30 protein-coding genes, 4 tRNA genes and 1 rRNA gene are annotated in these 26,331 nt (G+C 54.9%); all 35 read right to left on the reverse strand.

Annotated elements, in window-relative coordinates; all coding sequences use genetic code 11:
- Nucleotides 1-35: 35 nt before the first annotated feature.
- Nucleotides 36-341, reverse strand: coding sequence for a 30S ribosomal protein S14 (rpsN, locus tag IB241_RS14985; RefSeq protein ID WP_003176414.1), 306 nt, complete (start codon nucleotides 339-341; stop codon nucleotides 36-38).
- Between the two features lie 13 nt (nucleotides 342-354).
- Entirely contained in the window at nucleotides 355-894 is a 540-nt protein-coding gene (gene rplE, locus IB241_RS14990) for a 50S ribosomal protein L5 (RefSeq protein WP_003194642.1), read from the reverse strand.
- A gap of 22 nt (nucleotides 895-916) precedes the next feature.
- A complete protein-coding gene (gene rplX, locus IB241_RS14995) occupies nucleotides 917-1,231 on the reverse strand; it encodes a 50S ribosomal protein L24 (protein WP_003176416.1) in 315 nt (104 codons plus the stop codon).
- An 11-nt stretch (nucleotides 1,232-1,242) separates the two neighbouring features.
- Complete coding sequence (gene rplN, locus IB241_RS15000; protein WP_002555479.1) at nucleotides 1,243-1,611, reverse strand: 50S ribosomal protein L14; 369 nt, start codon at nucleotides 1,609-1,611, stop codon at nucleotides 1,243-1,245.
- A 23-nt stretch (nucleotides 1,612-1,634) separates the two neighbouring features.
- Nucleotides 1,635-1,901, reverse strand: coding sequence for a 30S ribosomal protein S17 (gene rpsQ, locus IB241_RS15005; protein ID WP_003176419.1), 267 nt, complete (start codon nucleotides 1,899-1,901; stop codon nucleotides 1,635-1,637).
- A gap of 2 nt (nucleotides 1,902-1,903) precedes the next feature.
- Nucleotides 1,904-2,095, reverse strand: coding sequence for a 50S ribosomal protein L29 (gene rpmC, locus IB241_RS15010; protein ID WP_002555481.1), 192 nt, complete (start codon nucleotides 2,093-2,095; stop codon nucleotides 1,904-1,906).
- Nucleotides 2,095-2,508: a 50S ribosomal protein L16 gene (gene rplP, locus IB241_RS15015; RefSeq protein WP_003176421.1), complete on the reverse strand. Its 414-nt coding sequence runs from the start codon at nucleotides 2,506-2,508 to the stop codon at nucleotides 2,095-2,097. Before rplP ends, rpmC begins: the two co-directional genes overlap by 1 nt.
- Nucleotides 2,509-2,520: 12 nt before the next feature.
- Nucleotides 2,521-3,207 carry a 30S ribosomal protein S3 gene (gene rpsC, locus IB241_RS15020; protein ID WP_003176422.1) on the reverse strand — a complete coding sequence of 229 codons (687 nt, stop codon included), beginning with the start codon at nucleotides 3,205-3,207 and terminating at the stop codon, nucleotides 2,521-2,523.
- Between the two features lie 13 nt (nucleotides 3,208-3,220).
- Nucleotides 3,221-3,553 carry a 50S ribosomal protein L22 gene (gene rplV, locus IB241_RS15025; protein ID WP_003103908.1) on the reverse strand — a complete coding sequence of 111 codons (333 nt, stop codon included), beginning with the start codon at nucleotides 3,551-3,553 and terminating at the stop codon, nucleotides 3,221-3,223.
- A gap of 11 nt (nucleotides 3,554-3,564) precedes the next feature.
- A complete protein-coding gene (gene rpsS, locus IB241_RS15030) occupies nucleotides 3,565-3,840 on the reverse strand; it encodes a 30S ribosomal protein S19 (protein WP_002555486.1) in 276 nt (91 codons plus the stop codon).
- A 16-nt stretch (nucleotides 3,841-3,856) separates the two neighbouring features.
- Complete coding sequence (gene rplB, locus IB241_RS15035) at nucleotides 3,857-4,681, reverse strand: 50S ribosomal protein L2 (RefSeq protein WP_008053874.1); 825 nt, start codon at nucleotides 4,679-4,681, stop codon at nucleotides 3,857-3,859.
- A gap of 14 nt (nucleotides 4,682-4,695) precedes the next feature.
- The gene (gene rplW / locus IB241_RS15040; protein WP_002555488.1) at nucleotides 4,696-4,995 is read right to left on the reverse strand and encodes a 50S ribosomal protein L23; all 300 of its coding nucleotides are present in this window, start codon (nucleotides 4,993-4,995) and stop codon (nucleotides 4,696-4,698) included.
- Nucleotides 4,992-5,594 carry a 50S ribosomal protein L4 gene (rplD, locus tag IB241_RS15045; protein ID WP_003176424.1) on the reverse strand — a complete coding sequence of 201 codons (603 nt, stop codon included), beginning with the start codon at nucleotides 5,592-5,594 and terminating at the stop codon, nucleotides 4,992-4,994. Before rplD ends, rplW begins: the two co-directional genes overlap by 4 nt.
- Before the next feature lie 12 nt (nucleotides 5,595-5,606).
- The gene (rplC, locus tag IB241_RS15050) at nucleotides 5,607-6,242 is read right to left on the reverse strand and encodes a 50S ribosomal protein L3 (RefSeq protein WP_003194649.1); all 636 of its coding nucleotides are present in this window, start codon (nucleotides 6,240-6,242) and stop codon (nucleotides 5,607-5,609) included.
- Nucleotides 6,243-6,323: 81 nt separating this feature from the next.
- Nucleotides 6,324-6,635, reverse strand: a complete 312-nt coding sequence (gene rpsJ / locus IB241_RS15055) for a 30S ribosomal protein S10 (protein WP_003186070.1) — start codon at nucleotides 6,633-6,635, stop codon at nucleotides 6,324-6,326.
- A 158-nt stretch (nucleotides 6,636-6,793) separates the two neighbouring features.
- A complete protein-coding gene (tuf, locus tag IB241_RS15060) occupies nucleotides 6,794-7,987 on the reverse strand; it encodes an elongation factor Tu (protein WP_017736669.1) in 1,194 nt (397 codons plus the stop codon).
- Between the two features lie 30 nt (nucleotides 7,988-8,017).
- Nucleotides 8,018-10,123, reverse strand: a complete 2,106-nt coding sequence (fusA, locus tag IB241_RS15065) for an elongation factor G (RefSeq protein ID WP_192299101.1) — start codon at nucleotides 10,121-10,123, stop codon at nucleotides 8,018-8,020.
- A 30-nt stretch (nucleotides 10,124-10,153) separates the two neighbouring features.
- Nucleotides 10,154-10,624, reverse strand: a complete 471-nt coding sequence (rpsG, locus tag IB241_RS15070; RefSeq protein WP_002555493.1) for a 30S ribosomal protein S7 — start codon at nucleotides 10,622-10,624, stop codon at nucleotides 10,154-10,156.
- Nucleotides 10,625-10,742: 118 nt separating this feature from the next.
- Nucleotides 10,743-11,114 (reverse strand): 30S ribosomal protein S12, encoded by a 372-nt coding sequence (gene rpsL / locus IB241_RS15075; RefSeq protein ID WP_002555494.1) that lies wholly within the window; start codon nucleotides 11,112-11,114, stop codon nucleotides 10,743-10,745.
- A 216-nt stretch (nucleotides 11,115-11,330) separates the two neighbouring features.
- Nucleotides 11,331-15,530, reverse strand: coding sequence for a DNA-directed RNA polymerase subunit beta' (rpoC, locus tag IB241_RS15080; protein ID WP_192299102.1), 4,200 nt, complete (start codon nucleotides 15,528-15,530; stop codon nucleotides 11,331-11,333).
- Nucleotides 15,531-15,594: 64 nt separating this feature from the next.
- The gene (gene rpoB, locus IB241_RS15085) at nucleotides 15,595-19,668 is read right to left on the reverse strand and encodes a DNA-directed RNA polymerase subunit beta (protein WP_192299103.1); all 4,074 of its coding nucleotides are present in this window, start codon (nucleotides 19,666-19,668) and stop codon (nucleotides 15,595-15,597) included.
- Nucleotides 19,669-19,887: 219 nt separating this feature from the next.
- Nucleotides 19,888-20,253 carry a 50S ribosomal protein L7/L12 gene (gene rplL / locus IB241_RS15090; RefSeq protein ID WP_017736673.1) on the reverse strand — a complete coding sequence of 122 codons (366 nt, stop codon included), beginning with the start codon at nucleotides 20,251-20,253 and terminating at the stop codon, nucleotides 19,888-19,890.
- Between the two features lie 78 nt (nucleotides 20,254-20,331).
- Nucleotides 20,332-20,832 carry a 50S ribosomal protein L10 gene (rplJ, locus tag IB241_RS15095; protein ID WP_016969477.1) on the reverse strand — a complete coding sequence of 167 codons (501 nt, stop codon included), beginning with the start codon at nucleotides 20,830-20,832 and terminating at the stop codon, nucleotides 20,332-20,334.
- 199 nt (nucleotides 20,833-21,031) lie between these two features.
- On the reverse strand, nucleotides 21,032-21,727 hold the full coding sequence (rplA, locus tag IB241_RS15100; RefSeq protein ID WP_003232403.1) for a 50S ribosomal protein L1: 696 nt from the start codon (nucleotides 21,725-21,727) through the stop codon (nucleotides 21,032-21,034).
- Nucleotides 21,727-22,158: a 50S ribosomal protein L11 gene (rplK, locus tag IB241_RS15105; RefSeq protein ID WP_003210097.1), complete on the reverse strand. Its 432-nt coding sequence runs from the start codon at nucleotides 22,156-22,158 to the stop codon at nucleotides 21,727-21,729. The genes rplA and rplK overlap by 1 nt, the downstream gene beginning before the upstream one ends.
- 117 nt (nucleotides 22,159-22,275) lie before the next feature.
- Nucleotides 22,276-22,809, reverse strand: coding sequence for a transcription termination/antitermination protein NusG (nusG, locus tag IB241_RS15110; RefSeq protein WP_003176436.1), 534 nt, complete (start codon nucleotides 22,807-22,809; stop codon nucleotides 22,276-22,278).
- Between the two features lie 9 nt (nucleotides 22,810-22,818).
- Nucleotides 22,819-23,187 carry a preprotein translocase subunit SecE gene (gene secE, locus IB241_RS15115; protein WP_025857211.1) on the reverse strand — a complete coding sequence of 123 codons (369 nt, stop codon included), beginning with the start codon at nucleotides 23,185-23,187 and terminating at the stop codon, nucleotides 22,819-22,821.
- 45 nt (nucleotides 23,188-23,232) lie between these two features.
- Nucleotides 23,233-23,308 (reverse strand) — tRNA-Trp (locus IB241_RS15120).
- Nucleotides 23,309-23,469: 161 nt separating this feature from the next.
- Nucleotides 23,470-23,545 (reverse strand) — tRNA-Thr (locus IB241_RS15125).
- 26 nt (nucleotides 23,546-23,571) lie between these two features.
- Nucleotides 23,572-23,645, reverse strand: a tRNA-Gly gene (locus IB241_RS15130).
- 24 nt (nucleotides 23,646-23,669) lie between these two features.
- Nucleotides 23,670-23,754 (reverse strand) — tRNA-Tyr (locus IB241_RS15135).
- Between the two features lie 142 nt (nucleotides 23,755-23,896).
- Nucleotides 23,897-24,343, reverse strand: coding sequence for a hypothetical protein (locus IB241_RS15140; protein ID WP_192299104.1), 447 nt, complete (start codon nucleotides 24,341-24,343; stop codon nucleotides 23,897-23,899).
- Between the two features lie 7 nt (nucleotides 24,344-24,350).
- Nucleotides 24,351-25,100: a pantothenate kinase gene (locus IB241_RS15145; RefSeq protein ID WP_192299105.1), complete on the reverse strand. Its 750-nt coding sequence runs from the start codon at nucleotides 25,098-25,100 to the stop codon at nucleotides 24,351-24,353.
- Complete coding sequence (gene birA, locus IB241_RS15150; protein WP_192299106.1) at nucleotides 25,090-26,049, reverse strand: bifunctional biotin--[acetyl-CoA-carboxylase] ligase/biotin operon repressor BirA; 960 nt, start codon at nucleotides 26,047-26,049, stop codon at nucleotides 25,090-25,092. Before birA ends, IB241_RS15145 begins: the two co-directional genes overlap by 11 nt.
- 164 nt (nucleotides 26,050-26,213) lie before the next feature.
- Nucleotides 26,214-26,329, reverse strand: a 5S ribosomal RNA gene (gene rrf, locus IB241_RS15155).
- Nucleotides 26,330-26,331: the final 2 nt, after the last annotated feature.

A 26,331-nucleotide genomic window follows, 5' to 3' on the forward strand; every position in this document is an offset into this window, starting at 1 on the left:
TCTTTCGATTCAGACCACCCGGACGTTGAAAGTACTTACCAGCTGGCTTTAACCAGACCTGGTACGTCACCACGCATTGCCGCTTCACGCAGTTTGTTACGGCCGAGGCCGAACTTGCGGTAAACGCCGTGTGGACGACCGGTCAGGCGGCAGCGGTTACGCATGCGCGAAGCGCTTGCGTCACGTGGCTGCTTCTGCAGAGCTACTGTAGCTTCCCAACGCGCTTCTGGACTTGCGTTCAGATCAACGATGATTGCTTTCAGTGCTGCACGCTTCTTGGCGTACTTGGCAACCGTGAGCTGACGCTTCAGCTCGCGGTTTTTCATGCTCATCTTGGCCATGGTCCTACTCCAATCAGTTGCGGAACGGGAATTTGAAAGCACGCAACAGGGCGCGACCTTCATCATCGTTCTTGGCAGTGGTGGTCAGGGTGATGTCCAGACCGCGGAGAGCATCGATCTTATCGTAGTCGATTTCCGGGAAGATGATCTGCTCTTTCACGCCCATGCTGTAGTTACCACGACCATCGAAGGACTTGGCATTCAGGCCGCGGAAGTCGCGAACCCGAGGCAGGGAGATCGACAGCAGACGATCCAGGAATTCGTACATACGCTCACGGCGCAGGGTCACTTTGACGCCGATCGGCCAACCTTCACGGACTTTAAAGCCAGCGATGGATTTCCGAGCGTAGGTCACAACGACTTTCTGGCCGGTGATCTTTTCCAGGTCAGCAACAGCGTGCTCGATGACTTTTTTGTCGCCGATCGCTTCGCCCAGACCCATGTTCAGGGTGATTTTGGTAACGCGCGGAACTTCCATCACGTTCCCAAGCTTAAGTTCTTCCTTAAGCTTAGGGGCGATTTCCTTCCGGTAAATCTCTTGTAGTCGTGCCATGGTCTAATCTACCTAGCAGTGTTCAAGCATCAACCGCTTTTTGGGTCGACTTGAAGACACGAATTTTCTTACCGTCTTCTACTTTGAAACCAACGCGGTCAGCCTTGTTGGTTTCGCCGTTGAAGATGGCGACGTTAGAAGCATCCAGCGGAGCTTCTTTCTCGACGATACCGCCCTGCACGCCCGACATCGGGTTAGGCTTGGTATGACGCTTAACCAGGTTCAGACCACCGATAACCAGACGGTTATTAGCGAGAACCTTAAGCACCTTACCGCGCTTACCTTTGTCTTTGCCGGCGATCACGATGATCTCGTCGTCACGACGAATCTTTTGCATGTCGGATCTCCTTACAGCACTTCTGGGGCGAGCGAGACGATCTTCATGAACTTCTCAGTACGAAGTTCACGGGTCACTGGCCCAAAGATACGGGTGCCGATCGGCTCTTGCTTGTTGTTCAGAAGAACAGCAGCGTTGCCATCAAAGCGGATAATGGAGCCATCAGCACGACGTACGCCGTGACGAGTGCGGACTACAACAGCAGTCATCACTTGGCCTTTTTTCACTTTACCGCGAGGAATTGCTTCCTTCACGGTAACTTTGATGATGTCACCGATACCAGCGTAACGACGATGGGAGCCACCCAGCACCTTGATGCACATAACACGGCGAGCGCCGCTGTTATCGGCCACATCGAGCATGGATTGAGTCTGAATCATATAATTTCTCCGACCCCTAGTCCTTAGACTTCCACAGCGCGTTCGAGAACATCAACCAGTGCCCAAGACTTGGTCTTGGCCAGCGGACGAGTTTCACGAATAGTGACTTTGTCGCCGATGTGGCACTGATTGGTTTCGTCGTGCGCGTGCAGCTTAGTCGAACGCTTAACATATTTACCGTAGATCGGGTGCTTAACGCGACGCTCGATCAAAACGGTGATGGTTTTGTCCATCTTGTCGCTGACAACACGGCCAGTCAGCGTACGGACAGTCTTTTCGGCTTCAGCCATGATCACTTACCTGCCTGCTGGTTGAGCACAGTCTTCACGCGAGCGATGTCACGCTTAACTTGCGAGAGCAGATGAGACTGCCCCAACTGGCCAGTTGCTTTCTGCATACGCAGATTGAACTGGTCGCGCAGCAAGCCGAGCAGTTGCTCGTTCAGCTGCTGTGCGGATTTTTCACGAAGTTCATTCGCTTTCATCACATCACCGTCCGTTTAACAAAGGAGGTGGCGAGCGGCAGCTTTGCAGCAGCCAGGGCGAAAGCCTCACGCGCCAGCTCTTCAGAAACACCCTCGATCTCATACAGGACTTTGCCTGGCTGAATCTGGGCTACCCAGTATTCCACGTTACCCTTACCTTTACCCATCCGCACTTCGAGAGGCTTCTTGGAGATCGGCTTGTCCGGGAATACACGGATCCAGATCTTGCCGCCACGTTTTACGTGACGGGTCAGAGCACGACGCGCTGACTCGATCTGACGAGCGGTGAGACGACCACGAGCTACAGACTTCAGCGCGAACTCGCCGAAGCTGACTTTGCTACCGCGCTGAGCCAGACCACGGTTGTGGCCTGTCATCTGCTTGCGGAACTTCGTACGCTTAGGTTGCAACATTTGGCGTACCCCTTACTTAGCAGCTTTTTTACGAGGCGCTGGTGCTTGTGGTTTCAGTTCTTCTTGGCGACCACCAATTACTTCGCCTTTGAAGATCCAAACCTTTACACCGATCACACCGTAAGTGGTGTGAGCTTCGTAGTTGGCATAGTCGATGTCGGCACGCAGGGTGTGCAGTGGCACACGACCTTCGCGATACCATTCAGTACGTGCGATTTCAGCACCGCCGAGACGACCGCTCACTTGGATTTTGATGCCTTTGGCACCAATGCGCATGGCGTTCTGTACTGCGCGCTTCATAGCGCGACGGAACATTACGCGACGCTCCAGCTGCTGAGCTACGCTCTGCGCAACCAGCATACCGTCGAGCTCCGGCTTGCGGATCTCTTCGATATTGATGTGCACAGGCACACCCATTTGCTTGGTCAGGTCCTGACGCAGTTTCTCAACATCTTCACCTTTCTTCCCGATAACGATACCTGGACGAGCGGTGTGGATGGTGATACGTGCAGTTTGGGCCGGACGATGGATATCGATACGGCTTACGGACGCGCTTTTTAGTTTGTCTTGGAGATACTCACGCACCTTCAGATCAGCGAACAAGTAGTCCGCATAAGTCCGACCGTCTGCGTACCAGACGGAGGTGTGCTCCTTGACGATTCCCAGGCGAATGCCAATGGGATGTACTTTCTGACCCATCTCTTCGACTCCGTTACTTGTCAGCAACCTTGACAGTGATATGGCAAGACCGCTTGACGATGCGATCAGCACGGCCTTTGGCACGTGGCATGATGCGCTTCAGCGAACGCCCTTCGTTGACGAAAACGGTGCTGACCTTCAGGTCATCAACGTCTGCGCCTTCGTTATGCTCGGCGTTGGCTACGGCCGACTCCAGCACTTTCTTCATGATCTCGGCGGCTTTCTTACTGCTGAAAGCCAACAGGTTGAGCGCTTCGCCCACCTTCTTCCCGCGGATCTGGTCGGCGACCAAGCGGGCTTTCTGGGCGGAGATTCGAGCGCCCGACAACTTAGCGGCTACTTCCATTTCCTAACCCCTTAACGCTTGGCTTTCTTGTCTGCCACGTGCCCACGATAAGTGCGGGTACCGGCAAACTCGCCCAGTTTGTGGCCGACCATGTCTTCGTTAACGAGAACTGGGACGTGTTGACGACCGTTGTGTACTGCGATGGTCAGACCGACCATTTGTGGCAGGATCATCGAACGACGCGACCAGGTCTTAACTGGTTTGCGATCGTTCTTTTCCGCCGCCACTTCGATCTTCTTCAGTAGGTGAAGATCAATAAAAGGACCTTTTTTCAGAGAACGTGGCACTGTCGTATCCCTCTATTTACTTGCGACGACGGACGATCATTTTGTCGGTACGCTTATTACCACGAGTCTTCGCGCCCTTAGTCGGGAAGCCCCATGGCGATACCGGATGACGACCACCAGAGGTACGACCTTCACCACCACCGTGTGGGTGGTCAACCGGGTTCATGGCAACACCACGAACGGTTGGGCGAACGCCACGCCAGCGTTTGGCACCAGCTTTACCCAGCGAACGCAGGCTGTGCTCGGAGTTCGAGACTTCGCCCAGGGTCGCGCGGCATTCAGCCAGCACTTTACGCATCTCACCAGAACGCAGACGCAGGGTCACGTAGACACCTTCACGAGCGATCAGCTGAGCCGAAGCACCAGCGGAACGAGCGATCTGTGCGCCTTTACCTGGCTTCAATTCGATGCCGTGTACGGTGCTACCAACTGGAATGTTACGCAGTTGCAGAGCGTTGCCCGGCTTGATCGGTGCCAGGGCACCTGCGATCAGCTGGTCGCCAGCGCTCACGCCTTTAGGGGCGATGATGTAGCGACGCTCGCCATCTGCGTACAGCAGCAGAGCGATGTGAGCAGTACGGTTTGGATCGTATTCGATACGCTCGACAGTGGCAGAGATGCCATCTTTGTCGTTGCGACGGAAGTCGACCAGACGATAATGCTGCTTATGGCCACCACCGATGTGACGAGTGGTAATACGACCATTGTTGTTACGACCACCAGACTTCGATTTTTTCTCGAGCAGCGGTGCGTGAGGAGCGCCTTTATGCAGCTCCTGGTTGACCACCTTGACCACAAAACGGCGGCCAGGGGAAGTCGGTTTGCATTTAACGATTGCCATGATGCACCCCTTCCTTACTCAGCACTGCTGCTGAAATCGAGATCTTGGCCTGGCTGAAGGGAGATAACTGCCTTCTTCCAGTCATTACGCTTGCCCAGACCGCGAGCAGTGCGCTTGCTCTTACCCAGAACATTCAGGGTAGTAACACGCTCTACTTTCACGCTGAACAGGCTTTCGACGGCCTTCTTGATTTCCAGCTTGGTTGCGTCAGTTGCAACCTTGAAAACGAACTGGCCTTTCTTGTCAGCCAGAACCGTAGCCTTTTCGGAAACGTGCGGGCCAAGCAGAACTTTAAATACGCGTTCCTGGTTCATCCCAGCAGCTCCTCGAATTTCTTCACGGCCGACACGGTGATCAACACCTTGTCGTATGCGATCAGACTAACTGGATCGGAACCTTGCACGTCACGTACATCAACGTGTGGCAGGTTGCGAGCAGCCAGGTACAGGTTCTGATCAACAGCTTCAGACACGATCAAAACGTCGGTCAGGCTCATGTTGTTCAGTTTGCCCAGCAGATCTTTGGTTTTTGGACTTTCAACAGCGAAGTCCTGAACCACGACCAGACGATCAGTACGCACGAGTTCAGCAAGGATGGAGCGCAGTGCTGCGCGATACATCTTCTTGTTGAGCTTCTGAGAGTGATCCTGTGGACGAGCTGCGAAAGTGGTACCGCCGCCACGCCAGATTGGGCTACGGATAGTACCGGCACGAGCACGGCCAGTGCCTTTCTGACGCCAAGGGCGCTTACCGCCACCACGTACGTCGGAACGGGTCTTTTGCTGCTTGCTACCTTGACGGCCGCCGGCCATGTAGGCCACGACTGCTTGGTGAACCAGCGTCTCGTTGAATTCGCCGCCAAATGTCAGTTCGGAAACTTCGATCGCTTGAGCGTCATTTACATTTAATTGCATGTCAGCTTCCCCTTAACCGCGAGCCTTGGCCGCTGGACGTACAACCAGGTTGCCGCCAGTAGCGCCAGGAACAGCACCCTTGACCAACAACAGATTGCGTTCAGCGTCGACGCGCACTACTTCGAGGGACTGCACGGTCACGCGCTCAGCGCCCATATGACCGGACATTTTTTTGCCCTTGAATACACGACCAGGAGTCTGGCACTGGCCAATAGAGCCCGGGACGCGGTGGGAAACGGAGTTACCGTGAGTGTTGTCTTGGCCACGGAAATTCCAACGCTTGATCGTACCCTGGAAGCCTTTACCCTTGGACTGACCGGTTACATCAACCAGTTGACCAGCGGCGAAGATTTCAGCGTTGATCAGATCGCCAGCCTGGTAGTCGCCATCTTCAAGACGGAACTCCATAACAGTACGACCAGCTGCAACGTTTGCTTTTGCGAAGTGACCTGCTTGAGCAGCAGTCACGCGCGAAGCACGACGCTCGCCGACAGTGACTTGCACTGCACGATAGCCATCGGTTTCTTCAGTTTTGAACTGGGTGACGCGATTCGGTTCGATCTCAATGACCGTGACCGGAATGGAGACACCTTCTTCGGTGAAAATACGGGTCATACCGCATTTACGACCGACTACACCAATAGTCATGTTGTAAACCTCATGAGTGTACGGGGCTTTCACCCGCTATGGCCGCCCATTTCAGAGCGTTACACGACTAAGACCCAAGTCTTAGCCGAGGCTGATCTGTACTTCCACACCGGCCGCCAGATCAAGCTTCATAAGTGCATCAACGGTTTTATCCGTTGGCTGGACGATGTCCAGTACGCGCTTATGAGTACGGATCTCGTACTGGTCACGCGCGTCTTTGTTGACGTGCGGGGAGACCAGAACGGTGAACCGCTCTTTACGGGTAGGCAGTGGAATTGGACCACGCACTTGAGCACCAGTACGTTTCGCGGTTTCCACGATTTCCTGGGTGGATTGGTCGATCAGGCGATGGTCAAAAGCCTTCAACCTGATACGGATTTGCTGATTTTGCATTGGATTTCAGACTCCGGCTGCTATTCCCAGCGAGCGCAATACGCCCGTTAAAAGGAGGCGCAATTCTATAGACGCCCCAGATAGGTGTCAACCCAATAAAAAAGGCCCCCGCTGAGCGGGGGCCTTTTTCAAAGCATCAAGCTAACTCAAAAAAGAGCTTACTCGATGATTTTAGCTACAACACCAGCACCAACGGTACGGCCGCCTTCACGGATAGCGAAGCGCAGACCGTCTTCCATTGCGATGGTTTTGATCAGGGTAACTTCCATTTGGATGTTATCACCTGGCATTACCATTTCAACGCCTTCTGGCAGCTGGCAGTTACCAGTCACGTCAGTAGTACGGAAGTAGAACTGAGGACGGTAGCCTTTGAAGAACGGAGTGTGACGACCGCCTTCTTCCTTGCTCAGAACGTAGACTTCTGCGGTGAACTTGGTGTGCGGCTTAACGGTGCCTGGCTTAACCAGAACCTGGCCACGCTCAACGTCGTCACGCTTGGTACCACGCAGCAGAACGCCGCAGTTCTCGCCAGCACGACCTTCGTCGAGCAGCTTGCGGAACATTTCAACACCGGTGCAGGTGGTGACGGTGGTGTCACGCAGACCAACGATTTCCAGCGGATCTTGAACGCGAACGATACCGCGCTCGATACGACCAGTCACAACAGTACCGCGACCGGAGATCGAGAACACGTCTTCGATTGGCATCAGGAACGGCTTGTCGGTCAGACGAACTGGTTCTGGGATGTAGGTATCCAGAGTTTCAACCAGTTTACGAACGGCAGTGGTGCCCATTTCGTTGTCGTCTTTACCTTCCAGAGCCATACGAGCAGAACCGATGATGATCGGAGTGTCGTCGCCTGGGAAGTCGTAAGTGCTCAGCAGATCGCGCACTTCCATCTCAACCAGTTCCAGCAGCTCAGCGTCGTCTACCAGGTCAGCCTTGTTCAGGAAAACCACGATGTACGGAACGCCTACCTGACGGGACAGCAGGATGTGCTCACGGGTTTGTGGCATCGGACCATCAGCGGCCGAGCAAACCAGGATCGCGCCGTCCATCTGGGCAGCACCGGTGATCATGTTCTTCACATAGTCAGCGTGACCTGGGCAGTCAACGTGAGCGTAGTGACGAATTTTCGAGTTGTACTCGACGTGCGCGGTGTTGATGGTGATACCACGAGCTTTTTCTTCTGGAGCGCTGTCGATTTTATCGAAATCAACGATTGCAGAACCGAATACTTCGGAGCAAACGCGAGTCAGAGCTGCGGTCAGAGTGGTTTTACCGTGGTCAACGTGGCCGATGGTGCCAACGTTTACGTGCGGTAGGGAACGATCAAATTTTTCTTTAGCCACGACAATTAACTCCTTGCCTAAAGGACTGAATCAGCCTTGTTTTTTGGATACAGTTTCAGCGATGTGCGCCGGAGCTGTGTTGTATTTTTTGAATTCCATAGAGTAGCTTGCGCGACCCTGGGACATGGAGCGAACGTCGGTCGCATAACCGAACATCTCACCCAACGGAACCTCGGCGCGAATCACTTTGCCGGAAACCGTGTCTTCCATACCCAAGATCATGCCGCGACGACGGTTAAGGTCGCCCATGACATCACCCATATAGTCTTCAGGTGTAACAACTTCTACCGCCATGATCGGCTCAAGCAACTCACCACCGCCCTTCTGGGCCAGTTGCTTGGTAGCCATGGAGGCAGCCACCTTAAACGCCATCTCGTTGGAGTCGACGTCGTGGTAAGAACCGTCAAAAACGGTTGCTTTCAGGCCGATCAGCGGATAGCCGGCAACAACGCCGTTCTTCATCTGCTCTTCGATGCCTTTCTGGATAGCCGGGATGTATTCCTTAGGAACAACACCACCAACTACTTCGTTCACGAATTGCAGACCTTCCTGACCTTCGTCAGCAGGAGCAAAACGGATCCAGCAGTGACCGAACTGACCACGACCGCCGGACTGACGAACGAACTTGCCTTCGATTTCGCAATTCTTCGTGATGCGCTCACGATAGGAAACCTGAGGCTTACCGATGTTGGCTTCGACGTTGAACTCACGGCGCATCCGGTCAACCAGGATGTCCAGGTGCAGCTCGCCCATGCCGGAGATGATCGTTTGACCAGTCTCTTCATCAGTTTTAACGCGGAAAGATGGATCTTCCTGAGCAAGCTTGCCCAGAGCGATACCCATTTTTTCCTGGTCATCCTTGGTCTTAGGCTCTACGGCAACCGAAATAACCGGCTCCGGGAAGTCCATACGAACCAGGATGATTGGCTTGGCAGCGTCACACAAGGTTTCACCAGTGGTGACGTCCTTCATGCCGATCAGGGCCGCGATGTCACCAGCGCGAACTTCCTTGATCTCTTCACGGGCGTTTGCGTGCATTTGCACCATACGACCCACGCGCTCTTTCTTGCCTTTAACCGAGTTGATCACGCCGTCGCCGGATGCCAACACGCCCGAGTAAACACGGACGAAGGTCAAAGTACCCACGAATGGGTCGGTAGCGATCTTGAACGCCAGAGCCGAGAACGGCTCGCTGTCGTCAGCATGACGCTCCATCTCTTCTTCCTCGTTATCAGGGTTGGAACCCTTGATAGCAGGAATGTCGGTTGGAGCAGGCAGGAAGTCGATAACGGCGTCGAGAACCAGGGGAACACCCTTGTTCTTGAAGGAAGAACCGCAAACAGCCAGGACGATTTCGCCAGCGATAGTACGCTGACGCAGAGCGGCCTTGATTTCCACGTTGGTGAGTTCTTCACCTTCGAGGTACTTGTTCATCAGCTCTTCGCTGGCTTCGGCAGCAGCCTCGACCATGTTGTTGCGCCACTCGTCAGCCAGCTCCTGCAGCTCTGCAGGGATAGGCTTACGAACAGGAACCATACCTTTGTCGGAATCATTCCAGTAAACAGCTTCCATGTTGATCAGATCGATCTGACCCTGGAAGTTGTCTTCGGAACCGATAGCCAATTGGATTGGCACCGGAGTGTGACCCAGACGCTGCTTGATCTGACCGATCACGCGCAGGAAGTTGGCACCAGCACGGTCCATCTTGTTTACGTAAACAAGACGTGGAACGCCGTACTTGTTGGCTTGACGCCATACGGTTTCCGACTGAGGCTCAACACCCGAGGTACCGCAGAACACAACGACAGCGCCGTCGAGTACGCGCAGGGAACGCTCAACTTCAATGGTGAAGTCTACGTGGCCCGGGGTATCGATTACGTTGAAGCGATGCTCGTCTTTGTACTGCTTCTCGGAACCTTTCCAGAAGGCGGTAATAGCAGCAGAAGTAATGGTAATACCACGCTCCTGCTCCTGAACCATCCAGTCTGTGGTCGCGGCGCCGTCATGCACCTCGCCCATTTTGTGACTTTTGCCGGTGTAAAACAGTACGCGCTCGGTGGTGGTGGTTTTACCAGCATCCACGTGAGCAACGATACCGATGTTACGGTAGCGGCTAATCGGAGTAGTACGAGCCATAAAGCCCTCGCAAAATTAGTGAAGCTAAGATTAGAAGCGGTAGTGCGAGAAAGCTTTGTTGGCTTCAGCCATACGGTGCACGTCTTCACGCTTCTTAACAGCAGCACCTTTACCTTCGGCAGCGTCCAACAGTTCGCCGGCCAAACGCAGAGCCATAGACTTCTCGCCACGCTTACGGGCGAAGTCTACCAACCAGCGCATTGCCAGAGCGTTACGACGGGACGGACGAACTTCAACCGGAACCTGGTAAGTAGCACCGCCTACACGGCGCGACTTCACTTCGACCAGCGGAGCGATGGCGTCGAGAGCTTTCTCGAAGATTTCCAGGGGGTCGCTGTTCTTGCGTTCTTTAACCTTTTCCAGCGCGCCATAAACGATACGCTCGGCAACGGCTTTCTTGCCGCTTTCCATCACGTGGTTCATGAACTTGGCCAGGATTTGGCTTCCGTATTTTGGATCGTCAAGCACTTCGCGCTTGGCTGCTACGCGTCTTCTTGGCATGGATAAGCCCTCAAACGGTCTTCAGGTTCGCTCGGAATCGGTGCCCTTTCGGGACGCCTCCGACCTTACTCTTATCGACTCAGAAAATAAGATGATTCAGTTTTACAAAAAGCCGCTACTACTTAGGCTTCTTGGTACCGTACTTCGAACGACCCTGGTTACGACCTTTAACGCCGGAAGTATCCAAGGAGCCGCGTACGGTGTGGTAACGAACACCTGGCAAGTCTTTTACACGACCGCCGCGGATCAGTACCACGCTGTGCTCTTGCAGGTTGTGACCTTCACCACCGATGTACGAGGAAACCTCGAAACCGTTGGTCAGGCGCACACGGCATACTTTACGCAGTGCCGAGTTAGGTTTTTTCGGCGTGGTGGTATACACACGGGTGCATACGCCACGACGTTGCGGGCAGTTCTGCAGCGCAGGCACGTCGGATTTCTCGACGATACGCTTACGCGGCTGACGTACCAGCTGGTTGATAGTTGCCATCTACTAGCTCCACTGTTGTCTTGCGACGCTATTGTCTTGCAAGAAAAGCAAAATGGCAGGAACGAATTCCCGCCAAATTTAGGGGTACAAGAGTCTAAAGAGGATCTTGCCCCCAGTCAAGGCAAGGCCCCGACCTTCCCACTCATCGAACCGGGGCAAAATTGCCTCGTTCCGACGAATGGGACTGCCAGGGCCCAGACTTATTTATCGCAGAACTCAGTTACCGCTTGAGTTCAGCGCTTCGGTCAGTGCAGCTTCCACTTCACTGGCGCTTACGCGCAACGGCTTGTCAGCATCACGGCGGCGCTTACGCTCGCTGTGATAAGCCAAACCGGTACCAGCCGGGATCAAACGACCCACGACCACGTTTTCTTTCAGGCCGCGCAGGTAATCGCGCTTGCCGGTTACCGCTGCTTCGGTCAGTACGCGAGTGGTCTCCTGGAAGGAGGCCGCCGAGATGAACGACTCAGTGGACAACGACGCCTTGGTGATACCCAGCAACACACGAGTGAACTTGGAAACAAATTTCTCCTCGTTCGCCAGACGTTCGTTCTCTACCAGTACGTGAGTCAGTTCCATCTGGTCGCCCTTGATGAAACTGGAATCGCCGGATTCAGCGATTTCAACTTTACGCAGCATCTGACGCAGGATGGTCTCGATGTGCTTATCGTTGATCTTCACGCCTTGCAGACGGTAAACGTCCTGGATCTCGTTAACGATGTACTTGGCCAGCGCACTCACACCCAGCAGACGCAGGATGTCGTGTGGATCGCTCGGGCCGTCGGAGATAACTTCGCCGCGGTTTACCTGTTCGCCTTCGAACACGTTCAGGTGACGCCACTTTGGAATCAGCTCTTCATACGGATCGCTACCGTCGTTCGGGGTAATAACCAGACGGCGCTTGCCTTTGGTTTCTTTACCGAACGCGATGGTGCCGCTGACTTCCGCCAGAATCGACGCTTCTTTCGGACGACGAGCTTCGAACAAGTCGGCAACACGCGGCAGACCACCGGTGATGTCACGGGTCTTCGAAGTTTCTTGCGGGATACGCGCGATAACATCACCGATCGCGATCTTCGCACCATCCGCTACACCGACCAGGGCGTTGGCTGGCAGGAAGTACTGAGCGATTACGTCAGTGCCTGGCAGCAACAGATCCTTGCCGTTGTCATCGACCATCTTCACGGCAGGACGGATGTCTTTACCGGCAGCTGGACGATCTTTCGCGTCGAGTACTTCAATGTTTGTCATACCGGTCAATTCGTCAGTCTGACGCTTGATCGTGATGCCTTCTTCCATGCCCACGTAGGTCACGGTACCTTTCATTTCGGTAACGATTGGGTGAGTGTGCGGATCCCACTTGGCCACGATTGCGCCAGCGTCGACCTTGTCACCTTCTTTAACCGAAATCACAGCACCGTACGGCAGCTTGTAGCGCTCACGCTCACGACCGTAGTCATCAGCGATTGCCAGCTCACCGGAACGGGACACAGCAACCAGGTGGCCATCCACTCGCTCAACGTGCTTCAGGTTGTGCAGACGGACGGTACCGCCATTCTTCACCTGAACGCTGTCAGCTGCGGAGGTCCGGCTTGCCGCACCACCGATGTGGAACGTACGCATGGTCAGCTGGGTACCCGGCTCACCGATGGACTGGGCAGCGATAACGCCGACCGCTTCACCAATGTTCACCTGGTGACCACGAGCCAAGTCACGGCCGTAGCACTTGGCGCAAATGCCGTAGCGGGTTTCGCAGCTGATCGGCGAGCGAACAATCACTTCGTCGATGCTGTTGAGTTCGATGAACTCGACCCACTTCTCGTCTACCAAGGTGCCGGCAGGAACGATGATTTCTTCGGTGCCAGGCTTGAATACGTCACGGGCGATCACTCGACCCAGAACGCGTTCACCCAACGGCTCTACAACGTCACCGCCTTCAATGTGCGGAGTCATCAGCAGGCCGTGCTCGGTGCCGCAGTCGATCTCGGTTACTACCAGATCTTGTGCAACGTCTACCAGACGACGAGTCAGGTAACCGGAGTTGGCGGTTTTCAACGCGGTATCCGCAAGACCCTTACGAGCACCGTGAGTGGAGATGAAGTACTGAAGTACGCTCAAACCTTCACGGAAGTTCGCAGTGATCGGCGTTTCGATGATGGAACCGTCCGGCTTGGCCATCAGGCCACGCATGCCGGCGAGCTGACGGATCTGCGCAGCAGAACCCCGTGCGCCCGAGTCGGCCATCATGTACATCGAGTTGAAGGACTCTTGATCGACTTCCACGCCGTGACGGTCGATAACCTTCTCTTTCGAGAGGTTGGCCATCATCGCCTTGGAAACTTCGTCGTTCGCCTTCGACCAAAGGTCGATCACTTTGTTGTACTTCTCGCCCTGGGTTACCAGGCCGGAGGCGTACTGGCTCTCGATCTCTTTCACTTCATCGGTAGCAGCACCGATGATCTGGGCTTTTTCATCCGGAATAACGAAGTCGTTAACACCGATGGAAACGCCGGAAATGGTCGAATAAGCAAAGCCGGTGTACATCAACTGGTCAGCGAAGATCACGGTCTCTTTCAAACCAACCACGCGGTAGCACTGGTTGATCAGCTTGGAGATCGCCTTTTTCTTCATCGGCAGGTTGACGACGTCGTAGGACAAACCTTTTGGCACAACTTGATACAGCAACGCACGGCCGACAGTGGTGTCGACGATACGGGTGCCGCTCACGCTGCCACCATCACGGTCGTTGACGGTTTCGTTGATCCGCACTTTGACCTTGGCGTGCAGTGCGGCTTCGCCGGCACGGAACACACGGTCAACTTCTTGCAGGTCAGCGAACACACGACCTTCGCCCTTGGCGTTGATCGCTTCACGGGTCATGTAGTACAGACCCAATACAACGTCCTGCGACGGAACGATGATTGGCTCACCGTTGGCTGGCGACAGAATGTTGTTGGTCGACATCATCAACGCACGCGCTTCCAACTGGGCTTCCAGTGTCAGCGGTACGTGCACGGCCATTTGGTCGCCGTCGAAGTCGGCGTTGTACGCAGCACAGACCAGAGGGTGCAGCTGGATAGCCTTACCTTCGATCAGTACCGGTTCAAACGCCTGGATACCCAGACGGTGAAGGGTCGGTGCACGGTTGAGGAGAACCGGGTGTTCGCGGATCACTTCGGCGAGAACGTCCCAAACCTCTGGCAGTTCGCGCTCGACCATTTTCTTGGCCGCTTTGATGGTGGTCGCGAGACCGCGCATTTCCAGCTTGCCGAAGATGAATGGCTTGAACAGCTCAAGTGCCATCTTCTTAGGCAGACCGCACTGGTGCAGACGCAGGGTCGGGCCTACGGTAATTACCGAACGACCGGAGTAGTCAACACGCTTACCGAGCAAGTTCTGACGGAAACGACCTTGCTTACCCTTGATCATGTCAGCCAGGGATTTCAGAGGACGCTTGTTGGAACCGGTGATAGCGCGGCCACGACGACCGTTGTCGAGCAAGGCATCGACAGCTTCTTGCAACATACGCTTTTCGTTGCGCACGATGATGTCCGGAGCGGACAGATCGAGCAGGCGCTTCAAGCGGTTGTTACGGTTGATCACGCGGCGGTACAGGTCGTTGAGGTCGGACGTCGCGAAACGACCACCGTCCAACGGTACCAGCGGACGCAGGTCTGGCGGCAGAACCGGCAGAACGGTCAGCACCATCCACTCTGGCAAGTTGCCGGAACCCTGGAAGGCTTCCATCAACTTCAGACGCTTGGACAGCTTCTTGATCTTGGTTTCGGAGTTGGTTTGCGGAATTTCTTCGCGCAGACGGCCAATCTCGTGCTCCAGGTCGATAGCGTGCAGCAGCTCGCGGACAGCTTCGGCACCCATGCGGGCATCGAAATCGTCGCCGAACTCTTCCAGCGCTTCGAAGTACTGCTCGTCGTTCAGCAGCTGACCTTTTTCAAGGGTGGTCATGCCTGGGTCGATAACGACATAGCTCTCGAAGTAGAGAACGCGTTCGATATCACGCAGGGTCATGTCCATCAGCAAGCCGATACGGGACGGCAGCGATTTCAGGAACCAGATGTGGGCAACCGGCGAAGCCAGTTCGATGTGCGCCATGCGCTCACGACGAACCTTGGCCAGTGCAACTTCAACGCCGCACTTCTCGCAGATCACACCGCGATGCTTCAAGCGCTTGTACTTACCGCACAGGCACTCGTAATCCTTTACCGGGCCAAAGATCTTGGCGCAGAACAGGCCGTCACGCTCAGGTTTGAACGTACGGTAGTTGATGGTTTCCGGCTTTTTAACTTCACCGAACGACCACGAACGGATCATCTCAGGCGATGCCAATCCAATACGGATGGCGTCGAACTCTTCGACTTGACCCTGGTTTTTCAGCAAATTCAGTAGGTCTTTCAAGGCCTTTCCTCCTGGCGGAGCAGAGAGCGGGCTAAACAGCCCCGCTCTCGATTCGCGTCACGTGTTATTCGGTTTCCAGATCGATATCGATGCCGAGGGAACGAATTTCTTTGATCAACACGTTGAAGGACTCGGGCATGCCCGGCTCCATACGGTGATCGCCGTCCACGATGTTTTTGTACATCTTGGTCCGGCCGTTCACATCGTCCGACTTCACTGTGAGCATTTCTTGCAGAGTGTATGCAGCACCGTATGCTTCCAGTGCCCAGACCTCCATCTCCCCGAAACGCTGACCACCGAACTGAGCCTTACCACCCAGCGGCTGCTGGGTAACCAGGCTGTACGAACCGGTAGAACGAGCGTGCATCTTGTCGTCTACCAAGTGGTTCAGCTTCAGCATGTACATGTAGCCAACAGTAACCGGGCGCTCGAACTTGTTGCCGGTACGGCCGTCGAACAGCTGCATCTGGCCGCTTTCTGGCAGGTCTGCCAGTTTCAGCATGGCCTTGATTTCGCTTTCCTTGGCACCGTCGAATACCGGGGTAGCCATTGGAACACCGCCGCGCAGGTTCTTCGCCAGATCCAGGATTTCCTGGTCGGTGAAGGAGTCCAGCTCTTCGTTGCGACCGCCGATCTCGTTGTAGATCTCGTGCAGGAACTTGCGCAGGTCAGCAACCTTGCGCTGCTCTTCGATCATACGGTTGATCTTCTCGCCCAGGCCTTTGGCCGCGAGGCCCAGGTGGGTTTCAAGGATCTGACCAACGTTCATACGCGAAGGTACGCCCAGCGGGTTGAGGACGACGTCGACCGGGGTGCCATTGGCATCGTGCGGCATGTCTTCAACCGGCATGATCACGGAGACCACACCTTTGTTACCGTGACGACCGGCCATCTTGTCGCCCGGCTGGATGCGGCGACGGATTGCCAGGTAAACCTTGACGATTTTCAGCACGCCTGGAGCCAGGTCATCGCCCTGCTGCAGTTTGCGCTTCTTGTCTTCGAACTTGTCGTCCAGCAGACGGCGGCGATCAACGATATAGGCCTGAGCCTTCTCGAGCTGCTCGTTCAGAGCATCTTCAGCCATGCGCAGTTTGAACCACTGGCCGTGCTCAAGACCGTCGAGGATTTCGTCGGTGATGTCCTGACCTTTCTTCAGGCCTGCGCCGCCTTCAGCCTTGCGGCCTACCAGAGCGGAGCGCAGACGTTCGAAGGTCGCACCTTCAACGATACGGAACTCTTCGTTCAGGTCCTTGCGGATCTCGTCGAGCTGGGTCTTCTCGATGGACAGTGCACGAGCATCACGCTCAACGCCGTCACGGGTGAAGACCTGTACGTCGATGACAGTACCCTTGGTACCGGTAGGTACACGCAGGGAAGTGTCTTTCACGTCGCTGGCTTTTTCACCGAAGATTGCACGCAGCAGTTTCTCTTCCGGAGTCAGCTGGGTCTCGCCTTTCGGAGTGACCTTACCTACCAGAATGTCGCCTGCGCCAACTTCAGCACCTACGTAAACGATACCGGCTTCGTCCAGCTTGTTCAGTGCAGCCTCACCCACGTTCGGGATGTCTGCAGTGATTTCCTCTGGCCCAAGCTTGGTGTCACGTGCCACACAGGTCAGTTCCTGGATGTGGATCGTGGTGAAACGGTCTTCTTGAACCACACGCTCGGACAGGCAGATGGAGTCTTCGAAGTTGAAGCCGTTCCATGCCATGAACGCGATGCGCATGTTCTGACCCAGAGCCAGCTCACCCATATCGGTGGACGGACCGTCGGCCATGATGTCGCTACGCTGAACGCGATCACCCTTGCTCACCAGCGGACGCTGGTTGATGCAGGTGTTCTGGTTCGAGCGGGTGTATTTGGTCAGGTTGTAGATGTCGACACCGGCTTCGCCAGTTTCAACTTCGTCATCGGCAACACGAACCACGATACGGCTGGCATCAACGGAGTCGATCACGCCGCCACGACGAGCCACGACGCAAACGCCGGAGTCACGGGCTACGTTACGCTCCATGCCGGTACCTACCAGCGGCTTGTCGGCACGCAGGGTCGGTACAGCTTGACGCTGCATGTTGGAACCCATCAACGCACGGTTGGCGTCATCGTGCTCCAGGAACGGGATCAGCGACGCTGCAACCGAAACTACCTGCTTCGGCGATACGTCCATCAAGGTGACGTCTTCCGGCGCCTTGACGGTGAACTCGTTCAAGTGACGAACAGCTACCAGCTCGTCGATCAGGACTTTCTTGTCGTTCATCGTGGCCGAAGCCTGAGCGATCACGTGATCAGCTTCTTCGATGGCGGACAGGAACACGATCTCGTCGGTGACCAGAGCGTCTTTCACCACACGGTACGGGCTCTCGAGGAAGCCGTACTGGTTGGTGCGCGCATAGGCAGCCAGGGAGTTGATCAGACCGATGTTCGGACCTTCCGGCGTTTCGATCGGGCAAACACGACCGTAGTGCGTCGGGTGTACGTCACGAACTTCAAAGCCAGCACGCTCACGGGTCAGACCGCCCGGGCCCAGTGCGGAAACACGGCGCTTGTGGGTGATCTCGGAGAGCGGGTTGTTCTGGTCCATGAACTGCGAGAGCTGGCTGGAACCGAAGAACTCTTTCACCGCCGCAGCCACTGGCTTGGCGTTGATCAGGTCTTGCGGCATCAGGCCTTCGCTTTCAGCCATCGACAGACGCTCTTTGACCGCACGCTCAACACGTACCAGGCCAACGCGGAACTGGTTCTCGGCCATTTCGCCTACGCAGCGAACACGACGGTTACCCAGGTGGTCGATGTCATCGACGATGCCTTTACCGTTACGGATGTCGACCAGGGTCTTCAGTACCGCGACGATGTCTTCCTTGCACAGCACGCCCGAACCTTCGATCTCGGTACGACCGATACGACGGTTGAACTTCATCCGGCCGACCGCAGACAGGTCGTAGCGCTCAGGGCTGAAGAACAGGTTGTTGAACAGGGTCTCGGCAGCGTCTTTGGTTGGCGGCTCGCCAGGACGCATCATGCGATAGATCTCGACCAGCGCTTCCAATTGGTTGCTGGTGGAGTCGATCTTCAGAGTGTCAGAGACGAACGGACCGCAGTCGATATCGTTGGTGTACAGAGTCTCGATGCGAACAACCTGGGCCTTGGCGATTTTTGCCAGGATCTCGGTGTTCAGCTCGGTGTTGCACTCAGCCAGGATTTCGCCTGTAGCCGGGTGAACGATGACCTTGGCGGTAGTACGACCCAGGACATAATCCAGAGGTACTTCCAGCTCCTTGATACCGGCTTTTTCGATCTGGTTGATGTGGCGCGCAGTAATACGACGGCCAGCCTCAACAATGACCTTGCCCTTTTCATCCTGGATATCCAGGACGGCAATTTCACCACGCAGACGCGAAGCGATCAGCTCAAGCTTGAGGGTTTCGCCACTCAGGCTGAATACGTTGGTGGTGTAGAAAGCATCCAGCACCTGCTCAGTGGTATAGCCGAGCGCGCGCAGCAGTACCGAGGCCGGCAGCTTACGACGACGGTCGATACGCACGAACACGCAGTCTTTCGGGTCGAACTCGAAGTCCAACCACGAACCGCGGTACGGAATGATCCGCGCGGAGTACAGGAGTTTACCGGAGCTGTGCGTCTTGCCGCGGTCGTGGTCGAAGAACACGCCCGGGGAACGGTGCAGCTGGGAAACGATTACACGCTCGGTACCGTTGATTACGAAGGTACCGTTTTCAGTCATCAGTGGGATTTCGCCCATGTAGACTTCTTGCTCTTTGATGTCCTTGATCGCTTTGTTCGACGATTCTTTGTCGAAAATGATCAGACGGACTTTTACCCGCAAAGGTACGGCGTACGTAACGCCGCGCAACACGCATTCTTTGACATCAAATGCCGGTTCGCCCAGGCGATAACCCACGTACTCCAGCGCAGCATTGCCGGAGTAGCTGATGATCGGGAAAACGGATTTGAAGGCCGCATGCAGGCCCACGTCGCGGAACTGATCTTTGGTCGCTCCCGCCTGCAAGAATTCACGATACGAATCCAGCTGGATAGCCAGAAGGTACGGGACATCCATGACGTCCGGCAACTTGCTAAAGTCCTTGCGGATACGTTTTTTCTCAGTATATGAGTAAGCCATCAGCGTTCCCCAGCTTGGTCACCTGCTTGTTTGGCCCCTCCGACGGGAGCAGCCAGAAAATCTCGCAAACCCCATGGTTTGCACCACCGCATCGGGTGGCTACAGCGCGTTAATGGCGGCGACCGAGTCGACAGCCAAGAACGGAAAAAGGCCGGTGGCAAGAGCCACCAGCCATCAGCCTTCAGCTTAACGCTTGGGCTGGAGACGCAAGGTCGATGCTTACTTCAGCTCGACTTTAGCGCCTGCTTCTTCCAGAGTAGCTTTGGCTTTGTCAGCAGCGTCTTTGGACACAGCTTCCAGAACCACGGCAGGAGCGCCGTCAACTACAGCCTTGGCTTCTTTCAGGCCCAGACCGGTCAGTTCACGTACTGCCTTGATCACGTTTACTTTCTTCTCGCCAGCTTCGGTCAGCATGACGTTGAATTCGGTTTGCTCTTCAACAACGGCAGCAGCAGCAGCTGGGCCAGCGGAAGCAGCGGCAGCGGAAACGCCGAATTTTTCTTCGAAAGCTTTGATCAGCTCAACAACCTGCAGAACCGACATTTCAGCTACGGCGTTGAGGATATCGTCTTGGGAGATAGACATTGCTGTATTTCCTGAATTGGGGGACGGCCTACACGGCCATCGAAATAAACAAAAATACGCGAGAGAAGTTGCTCAGCCTTAGGCTGCGGCAGCTTCTTTTTGCTCGCGAACTGCGGCCAGAGTACGAGCCAGCTTGCTGGTAGCGCCTTGAATCACGCTCATCAGCTGCGAAATGGCTTCGTCGCGGGTCGGCAGTGTTGCCAGTACGTCGATTTGGTTAGCTGCGAGGAACTTGCCCTCGAACGCAGCTGCCTTGATCTCGAACTTATCCTGACTCTTGGCGAATTCTTTGAACAAACGGGCAGCAGCGCCTGGATGTTCTTTGGAGAACGCGATCAGAGTCGGGCCGGTGAACACGTCGTTGAGGACACTGTATTCAGTGTCAGCAACAGCGCGCTTGAGCAGAGTGTTACGTACAACACGTACGTATACGCCAGCTTCACGAGCCTCTTTACGGAGTCCGGTCATAGCGCCTACTGTCACACCACGGGCATCAGCCACGACAGCGGACAGAGCAGCTTTGGCAGCCTCGTTGACTTCAGCGACGATGGCCTTCTTGTCTTCGAGATTAATTGCCACGGGTTTAACTCCTGCTTGTTACCGTTTCATCTGGCCGAAGCCGGATGTCGTTTTGGTGTCTGATTCGGTAAGGAACCGGGAGCACCATCTGCGTAGGCTGGAGGTTTAAGACTTGCGTCGCCTACGGTCTTGGATAGCCCCCGCCAGGCAGGGACCCCAATTTTTTCAATTGACGCGATCTCGCGCGCCAATCTGTGTCTTATACGTCCAGCGAGCCTTGGTCGATGACCAGACCTGGGCCCATAGTGGTGCTCAGGGTAACGCGCTTGACGTAGATACCTTTCGAGGAAGCAGGCTTGATACGCTTCAGGTCAGCGATCAGGGCTTCAACGTTTTCCTTCAGCTTGACGGCGTCGAAACCGACTTTGCCAACGGAGGTGTGAATGATGCCGTTTTTGTCGGTGCGATAACGAACCTGACCAGCCTTGGCGTTTTTAACCGCGGTAGCTACGTCTGGAGTTACGGTGCCGACTTTAGGGTTAGGCATCAGGCCACGTGGACCGAGGATCTGACCCAACTGACCTACAACGCGCATTGCATCCGGGGAGGCAATAACTACGTCATAGTTCAGGTCGCCGCCTTTCATTTCGGCAGCCAGGTCGTCCATACCAACGCGATCAGCGCCAGCGGCCAGAGCAGCTTCAGCTGCCGGGCCTTGGGTGAAGACAGCTACACGTACAGTCTTGCCAGTACCGTGTGGCAGCACAGTAGCGCTACGTACGACCTGGTCGGATTTACGTGGGTCAACACCCAGGTTTACAGCAACGTCAACGGACTCGCTGAACTTGACAGTCGACAGCTCGGTCAGCAGGGCAGCAGCGTCTACAAAGTTGTAGGCCTTGCCTGCTTCGATTTTGCCGGCGATAGCCTTTTGGCGCTTGGTCAGCTTAGCCATTACACACCCTCCACGTTAAGGCCCATGCTACGAGCAGAACCGGCGATGGTACGCACGGCTGCATCCATATCAGCTGCAGTCAGATCCGCGTTTTTGGTTTTCGCGATTTCTTCCAGCTGAGCACGAGTTACAGTGCCGACTTTAACGGTGTTAGGACGAGCGGAACCGCTAGTCAGACCGGCAGCCTTCTTCAGCAAAACCGAAGCCGGGGTCGACTTGGTTTCGAAAGTGAAGCTACGGTCGCTATATACAGTGATGATCACTGGAGTCGGCAGACCTGGCTCAATACCCTGAGTACGGGCGTTGAAGGCCTTGCAGAATTCCATGATGTTCACGCCGTGCTGACCCAGAGCTGGACCGACGGGTGGACTTGGGTTGGCCTGAGCGGCCTTCACTTGCAGCTTGATGTAAGCGGTAATCTTCTTGGCCATGAGGCACTCCAATTACGGGTTCAGACGCCTCGAAAGGCTCCCCGGTTACTTGCGCGTTTATCCCAGTGACGACAAAACCCCACAGCCTAAGGCTGCGGGGTTGGGATGCTTATTCAGCTAGACCTTCTCGACCTGGCTGAACTCCAACTCTACCGGAGTAGAGCGACCGAAAATGAGCACCGCCACTTGGATCCGGCTCTTTTCGTAGTTAACTTCTTCGACAGTGCCGTTGAAATCAGCAAACGGACCATCAGTGACACGAACAACCTCACCCGGCTCGAACAACGTCTTCGGCTTGGGCTTGTCGCTGCCATCAGCAACACGACGCAGAATTGCTTCCGCCTCTTTGTCAGTGATAGGAGCAGGCTTATCAGCGGTTCCGCCAATGAAACCCATGACACGAGGGGTATCCTTGACCAAGTGCCAAGTACCTTCATTCATGTCCATCTGAACCAGCACATAGCCAGGGAAGAACTTGCGTTCGCTTTTACGCTTCTGACCATTCCGCATTTCAACCACTTCTTCAGTGGGAACCAGAATTTCGCCGAAGCCATCTTCCATGCCTGCCAGCTTTACGCGCTCCAGCAAAGAGCGCATAACATGCTTCTCGTAACCCGAGTAAGCATGCACAACGTACCAACGCTTAGCCACGGGACACCCTTAGCCAACAATCAAGGAAACAAGCCAGCCGAGCAGGGAATCAAGACCCCACAGCAGCAACGCCATAACCAGGACAACAGCCACAACAATCAACGTGGTCTGCGTGGTTTCTTGGCGAGTCGGCCAAACGACTTTACGAATTTCGGTGCGAGCTTCCTTTACCAGGACCGCAAACGACTTGCCCTTGGCAGTCTGCAGGCCTACAAAGGCAGCCACAGCAGCAAGGACCAGCAAAGCGAGTACACGGTACAGGATCGGCGAAGCAGAATAATACTGATTGCCAACAACGCCTACGACCACCAAGGCGACTACAGCGAGCCACTTGACCAGATCGAAACGAGAGCTTTGAGCTTCAGCCTTAGGAGTCATCTATGAAGATCCTGTGAAAAGAAAGCCAGACACACCACGTGAATCTGGCAGGTCAGGAGGGAATCGAACCCCCAACCTACGGTTTTGGAGACCGTCGCTCTGCCAATTGAGCTACTGACCTAAAACAAAATCAGGCCGACCATTATGCAGACCTGAAAAAGACTTTACAACAACCAACCCCAACAGACTTGAAACCACCTGACAAAAGCGCCAGAAAAAACAATATCAAGCCGAGGCAGCTGTTAAAACAAAGGCAGATATTTTCATATCTGCCTTGTTATATGGAGCTCTTGAGCGGATTTGAACCGCTGACCTCACCCTTACCAAGGGTGTGCTCTACCAACTGAGCTACAAGAGCGAAACATCTTGCACAACCTGCAAACTTGGAGCGGGTAGCGGGAATCGAACCCGCATCATCAGCTTGGAAGGCTGAGGTTCTACCACTAAACTATACCCGCGGAGCTTGCAGCTCACGCTAAAAATGGTGGAGGGGGAAGGATTCGAACCTTCGAAGTCGTAGACGTCAGATTTACAGTCTGATCCCTTTGGCCGCTCGGGAACCCCTCCTAAGCGAGCCGGCATTCTACATCACGCCGGCCTTCTGTCAAGCATTTTCTCATTTAAATTATGAGGTTAGCTGCGTTGACGATTGCTTTGCAGTTAAGGCCTTAAAGGTCTTCACTGCGAAGCGGGCGCCATTCTATGCAAACTATTCGAGAGTTGCAACGCCTTCGCACAACATTATTTTATGTTTTAACTCATTGAATTCATTAGCAAGGTTTTCAAAGGGCAGCTCATCAGCCAATCGCCGACTTTCAGGCGCCACGCGAAGCCAATAACCAGAAGCGTCAGGAGTGCTCAGCAGTTGGACCTTGGCCTTTATATCCAGGCTAATCAGACGCTGCTCAACCGCCTGCGCCTGGCGCTGATCCGTAAATCCACCTATGTACAAACACGTATTTTGCGCATCGGCGGTTTTTGCTCGATCTCTACGACCGACCGCATCAGAAGACTCACTCAGCAGACGAATATCCTGCTGAGTCCCCCGATAAAGACTTAAAGGCGTGACATCCTTGGCCCGTAGCGGCGCCTCTTGTTGATGCCAGACGTAATAAAACGCGTTGAGGACAAGTAAAAGTAGAAACAACCAACGCATAAACACCTCAGGATAAAGGGCACGCCATCGCAAGACCCACGAATACCAGGTCAGGAACGAGTCGAGCGTGCGGCACGGCACCCGAAACCAGATCCGCATCCCCTCCGGTCAGGAATACGGTGAAGTTATCACCCCAATAGCTACGAGCCAGCTCCAGCTGAGTCAGTACAAACCCCCTGAGCATCAGCGTACAACCACGCTCGACCGCCTCTACCGTGGTACGACCTGGAGAGAGGCGCTCCAGAGCCCTCTCGGCAGCAGCATCGTCGTAACGGATCTTGCGGGTATGAGTACGCAATTGGTTACGCATGAGAGGCATACCAGGACAAATGAAGCCGCCCAGGTGCTCACCATCTGCACCAATAAAATCCGCAGTCGCCGCTGTACCGAAATCGAGGACCAGGCAAGCGCCTGAGGCCAGCTTGAATCCGCCCAACATCGCCAACCAACGATCAAGACCCAGACGCTCGAAGTCTTCGTAGCCGTTGCGCACCCCGGCCATTTCACGCGCAGAGGAGGCACAAGACACAATGACGCCAAAAGCCGACTCCAAGGCCGCGACCAGCTTGTTGGTCTCCTCCTGCGCCCTGACGCTCACCAAGCGGCAACGCGTCAGCAACAAGCCTGGGAGCACCTCCAAGCAATCAATCAAAGCACTGTCCGAACCAACGATACCTTCCGCTGAGACATCTGCCCGATCCGTGTCAAGTACACGCCATTTGATAAAGCTATTCCCACAGTCGAGCTCAAGAATCATCACGCAACCTCAGGCTTAACTCACCACCGCTGTATATTTTCTCAACACCATCAACATTCAAACGCAACGCCCCTTGATGGTCGACGCCCAGCACCACACCATCAACCTGATTAACTCCAGCAATGAGAGAGACTTGCCGCCCCTGCCACGCATGCCCCCGCTCCCACTCCCCCTGAAGAGCCGCAAAACCTTCAGCCTTGTGCCGCGCCAGGTAGCCTTGCAACTGCAGCCCCAGCCGCGCGACCAACGAGTTCCGATCAACGGGTACGCCCGTTTCAAGCTGCATCGAGGTCCACTGTTGGTCGACAGCATCGGCTTTGTGCATATTCACATTGATGCCTATTCCGACAACAACGTGGCAAATATCAGCAGGATCTCCTACCAACTCCAGCAAAATTCCGGCAATTTTTTTCTGCCCAACAAGGACGTCATTTGGCCACTTCAGGGCAGCCTCCTGCACACCTGACTCACGCAAAGTCTGCATAACCGCCAAGCCAACAACGAGACTCAAACCTTCCAGCTGCCGCAGGCCATCTTCGATACCCAGCACGAGACTGTAATAAACATTCTGTGCAAATGGACTGACCCATTTTCGGCCGCGCCTCCCCCTTCCCGCTGTTTGCTGCTCCGCAAGCACCAGAATGGGCGCCGCACGTCCCGCATCAACAAGACGTAGAGCCTCTGCATTTGTAGAATCAATAGAGTTGTAAATTTGAATAGGCCACGCCAGAGAAGGCGCGCTCAGTGCAATTTTTTTAGCGCTCAGGAACTCCAGTGGGGAGGCCAACTGATAGCCCTTTCCACGAACCTTATGAATGGGCAGATTTAATTCCGCCTCAAGGTGCTGGAGCTGCTTCCAGACAGCACTGCGACTGACACCCAGGGCCACGCCAAGTGCTTCTCCGGAGTGGAATCGGCCATCTTTCAGAAGTTCTAACAACGTCAGCATGCAAGTATCGCCTCACAATGAGGCCCGCATGATAGCCATGCGCAGGGTCATTGCATAGAAAGCCGAGAATTTAGCGCCTGAAAAGCGAGACGTGGCCACGTCAACTTTTCGACCGCCCAAAACAAAACCCCATCTGCTTTCGCAAATGGGGTTTCGGAATTTAATCTTGACGATGACCTACTCTCACATGGGGAAACCCCACACTACCATCGGCGATGCATCGTTTCACTGCTGAGTTCGGGATGGGATCAGGTGGTTCCAATGCTCTATGGTCGTCAAGAA

Source organism: Pseudomonas sp. PDM05 (assembly GCF_014851685.1).
GTDB lineage: Bacteria > Pseudomonadota > Gammaproteobacteria > Pseudomonadales > Pseudomonadaceae > Aquipseudomonas.

Bases quoted from the DNA above. Each gene is read 5' to 3' on its own strand.
- rplW (WP_002555488.1), bottom strand. From the start codon at position 4,995: ATGAACCAGGAACGCGTATTTAAAGTTCTGCTTGGCCCGCACGTTTCC.
- rpsN (WP_003176414.1), bottom strand. From the start codon at position 341: ATGGCCAAGATGAGCATGAAAAACCGCGAGCTGAAGCGTCAGCTCACG.
- IB241_RS15140 (WP_192299104.1), bottom strand. From the start codon at position 24,343: ATGCGTTGGTTGTTTCTACTTTTACTTGTCCTCAACGCGTTTTATTAC.
- birA (WP_192299106.1), bottom strand. From the start codon at position 26,049: ATGCTGACGTTGTTAGAACTTCTGAAAGATGGCCGATTCCACTCCGGA.
- rplB (WP_008053874.1), bottom strand. From the start codon at position 4,681: ATGGCAATCGTTAAATGCAAACCGACTTCCCCTGGCCGCCGTTTTGTG.
- rplN (WP_002555479.1), bottom strand. From the start codon at position 1,611: ATGATTCAGACTCAATCCATGCTCGATGTGGCCGATAACAGCGGCGCT.
- rplE (WP_003194642.1), bottom strand. From the start codon at position 894: ATGGCACGACTACAAGAGATTTACCGGAAGGAAATCGCCCCTAAGCTT.
- rpsJ (WP_003186070.1), bottom strand. From the start codon at position 6,635: ATGCAAAATCAGCAAATCCGTATCAGGTTGAAGGCTTTTGACCATCGC.
- secE (WP_025857211.1), bottom strand. From the start codon at position 23,187: ATGACTCCTAAGGCTGAAGCTCAAAGCTCTCGTTTCGATCTGGTCAAG.
- rplV (WP_003103908.1), bottom strand. From the start codon at position 3,553: ATGGAAGTAGCCGCTAAGTTGTCGGGCGCTCGAATCTCCGCCCAGAAA.
- rpsL (WP_002555494.1), bottom strand. From the start codon at position 11,114: ATGGCAACTATCAACCAGCTGGTACGTCAGCCGCGTAAGCGTATCGTC.
- rpsQ (WP_003176419.1), bottom strand. From the start codon at position 1,901: ATGGCTGAAGCCGAAAAGACTGTCCGTACGCTGACTGGCCGTGTTGTC.
- fusA (WP_192299101.1), bottom strand. From the start codon at position 10,123: ATGGCTCGTACTACTCCGATTAGCCGCTACCGTAACATCGGTATCGTT.
- rplP (WP_003176421.1), bottom strand. From the start codon at position 2,508: ATGTTGCAACCTAAGCGTACGAAGTTCCGCAAGCAGATGACAGGCCAC.
- IB241_RS15145 (WP_192299105.1), bottom strand. From the start codon at position 25,100: ATGATTCTTGAGCTCGACTGTGGGAATAGCTTTATCAAATGGCGTGTA.
- rplK (WP_003210097.1), bottom strand. From the start codon at position 22,158: ATGGCCAAGAAGATTACCGCTTACATCAAGCTGCAAGTGAAGGCCGCT.
- rpsG (WP_002555493.1), bottom strand. From the start codon at position 10,624: ATGCCAAGAAGACGCGTAGCAGCCAAGCGCGAAGTGCTTGACGATCCA.
- rpmC (WP_002555481.1), bottom strand. From the start codon at position 2,095: ATGAAAGCGAATGAACTTCGTGAAAAATCCGCACAGCAGCTGAACGAG.
- rplL (WP_017736673.1), bottom strand. From the start codon at position 20,253: ATGTCTATCTCCCAAGACGATATCCTCAACGCCGTAGCTGAAATGTCG.
- rplD (WP_003176424.1), bottom strand. From the start codon at position 5,594: ATGCAATTAAATGTAAATGACGCTCAAGCGATCGAAGTTTCCGAACTG.
- rplX (WP_003176416.1), bottom strand. From the start codon at position 1,231: ATGCAAAAGATTCGTCGTGACGACGAGATCATCGTGATCGCCGGCAAA.
- rpoB (WP_192299103.1), bottom strand. From the start codon at position 19,668: ATGGCTTACTCATATACTGAGAAAAAACGTATCCGCAAGGACTTTAGC.
- rplC (WP_003194649.1), bottom strand. From the start codon at position 6,242: ATGACTATTGGTGTAGTCGGTCGTAAATGCGGTATGACCCGTATTTTC.
- rplA (WP_003232403.1), bottom strand. From the start codon at position 21,727: ATGGCTAAGCTGACCAAGCGCCAAAAGGCTATCGCCGGCAAAATCGAA.
- rpsC (WP_003176422.1), bottom strand. From the start codon at position 3,207: ATGGGTCAGAAAGTACATCCCATTGGCATTCGCCTGGGAATCGTCAAG.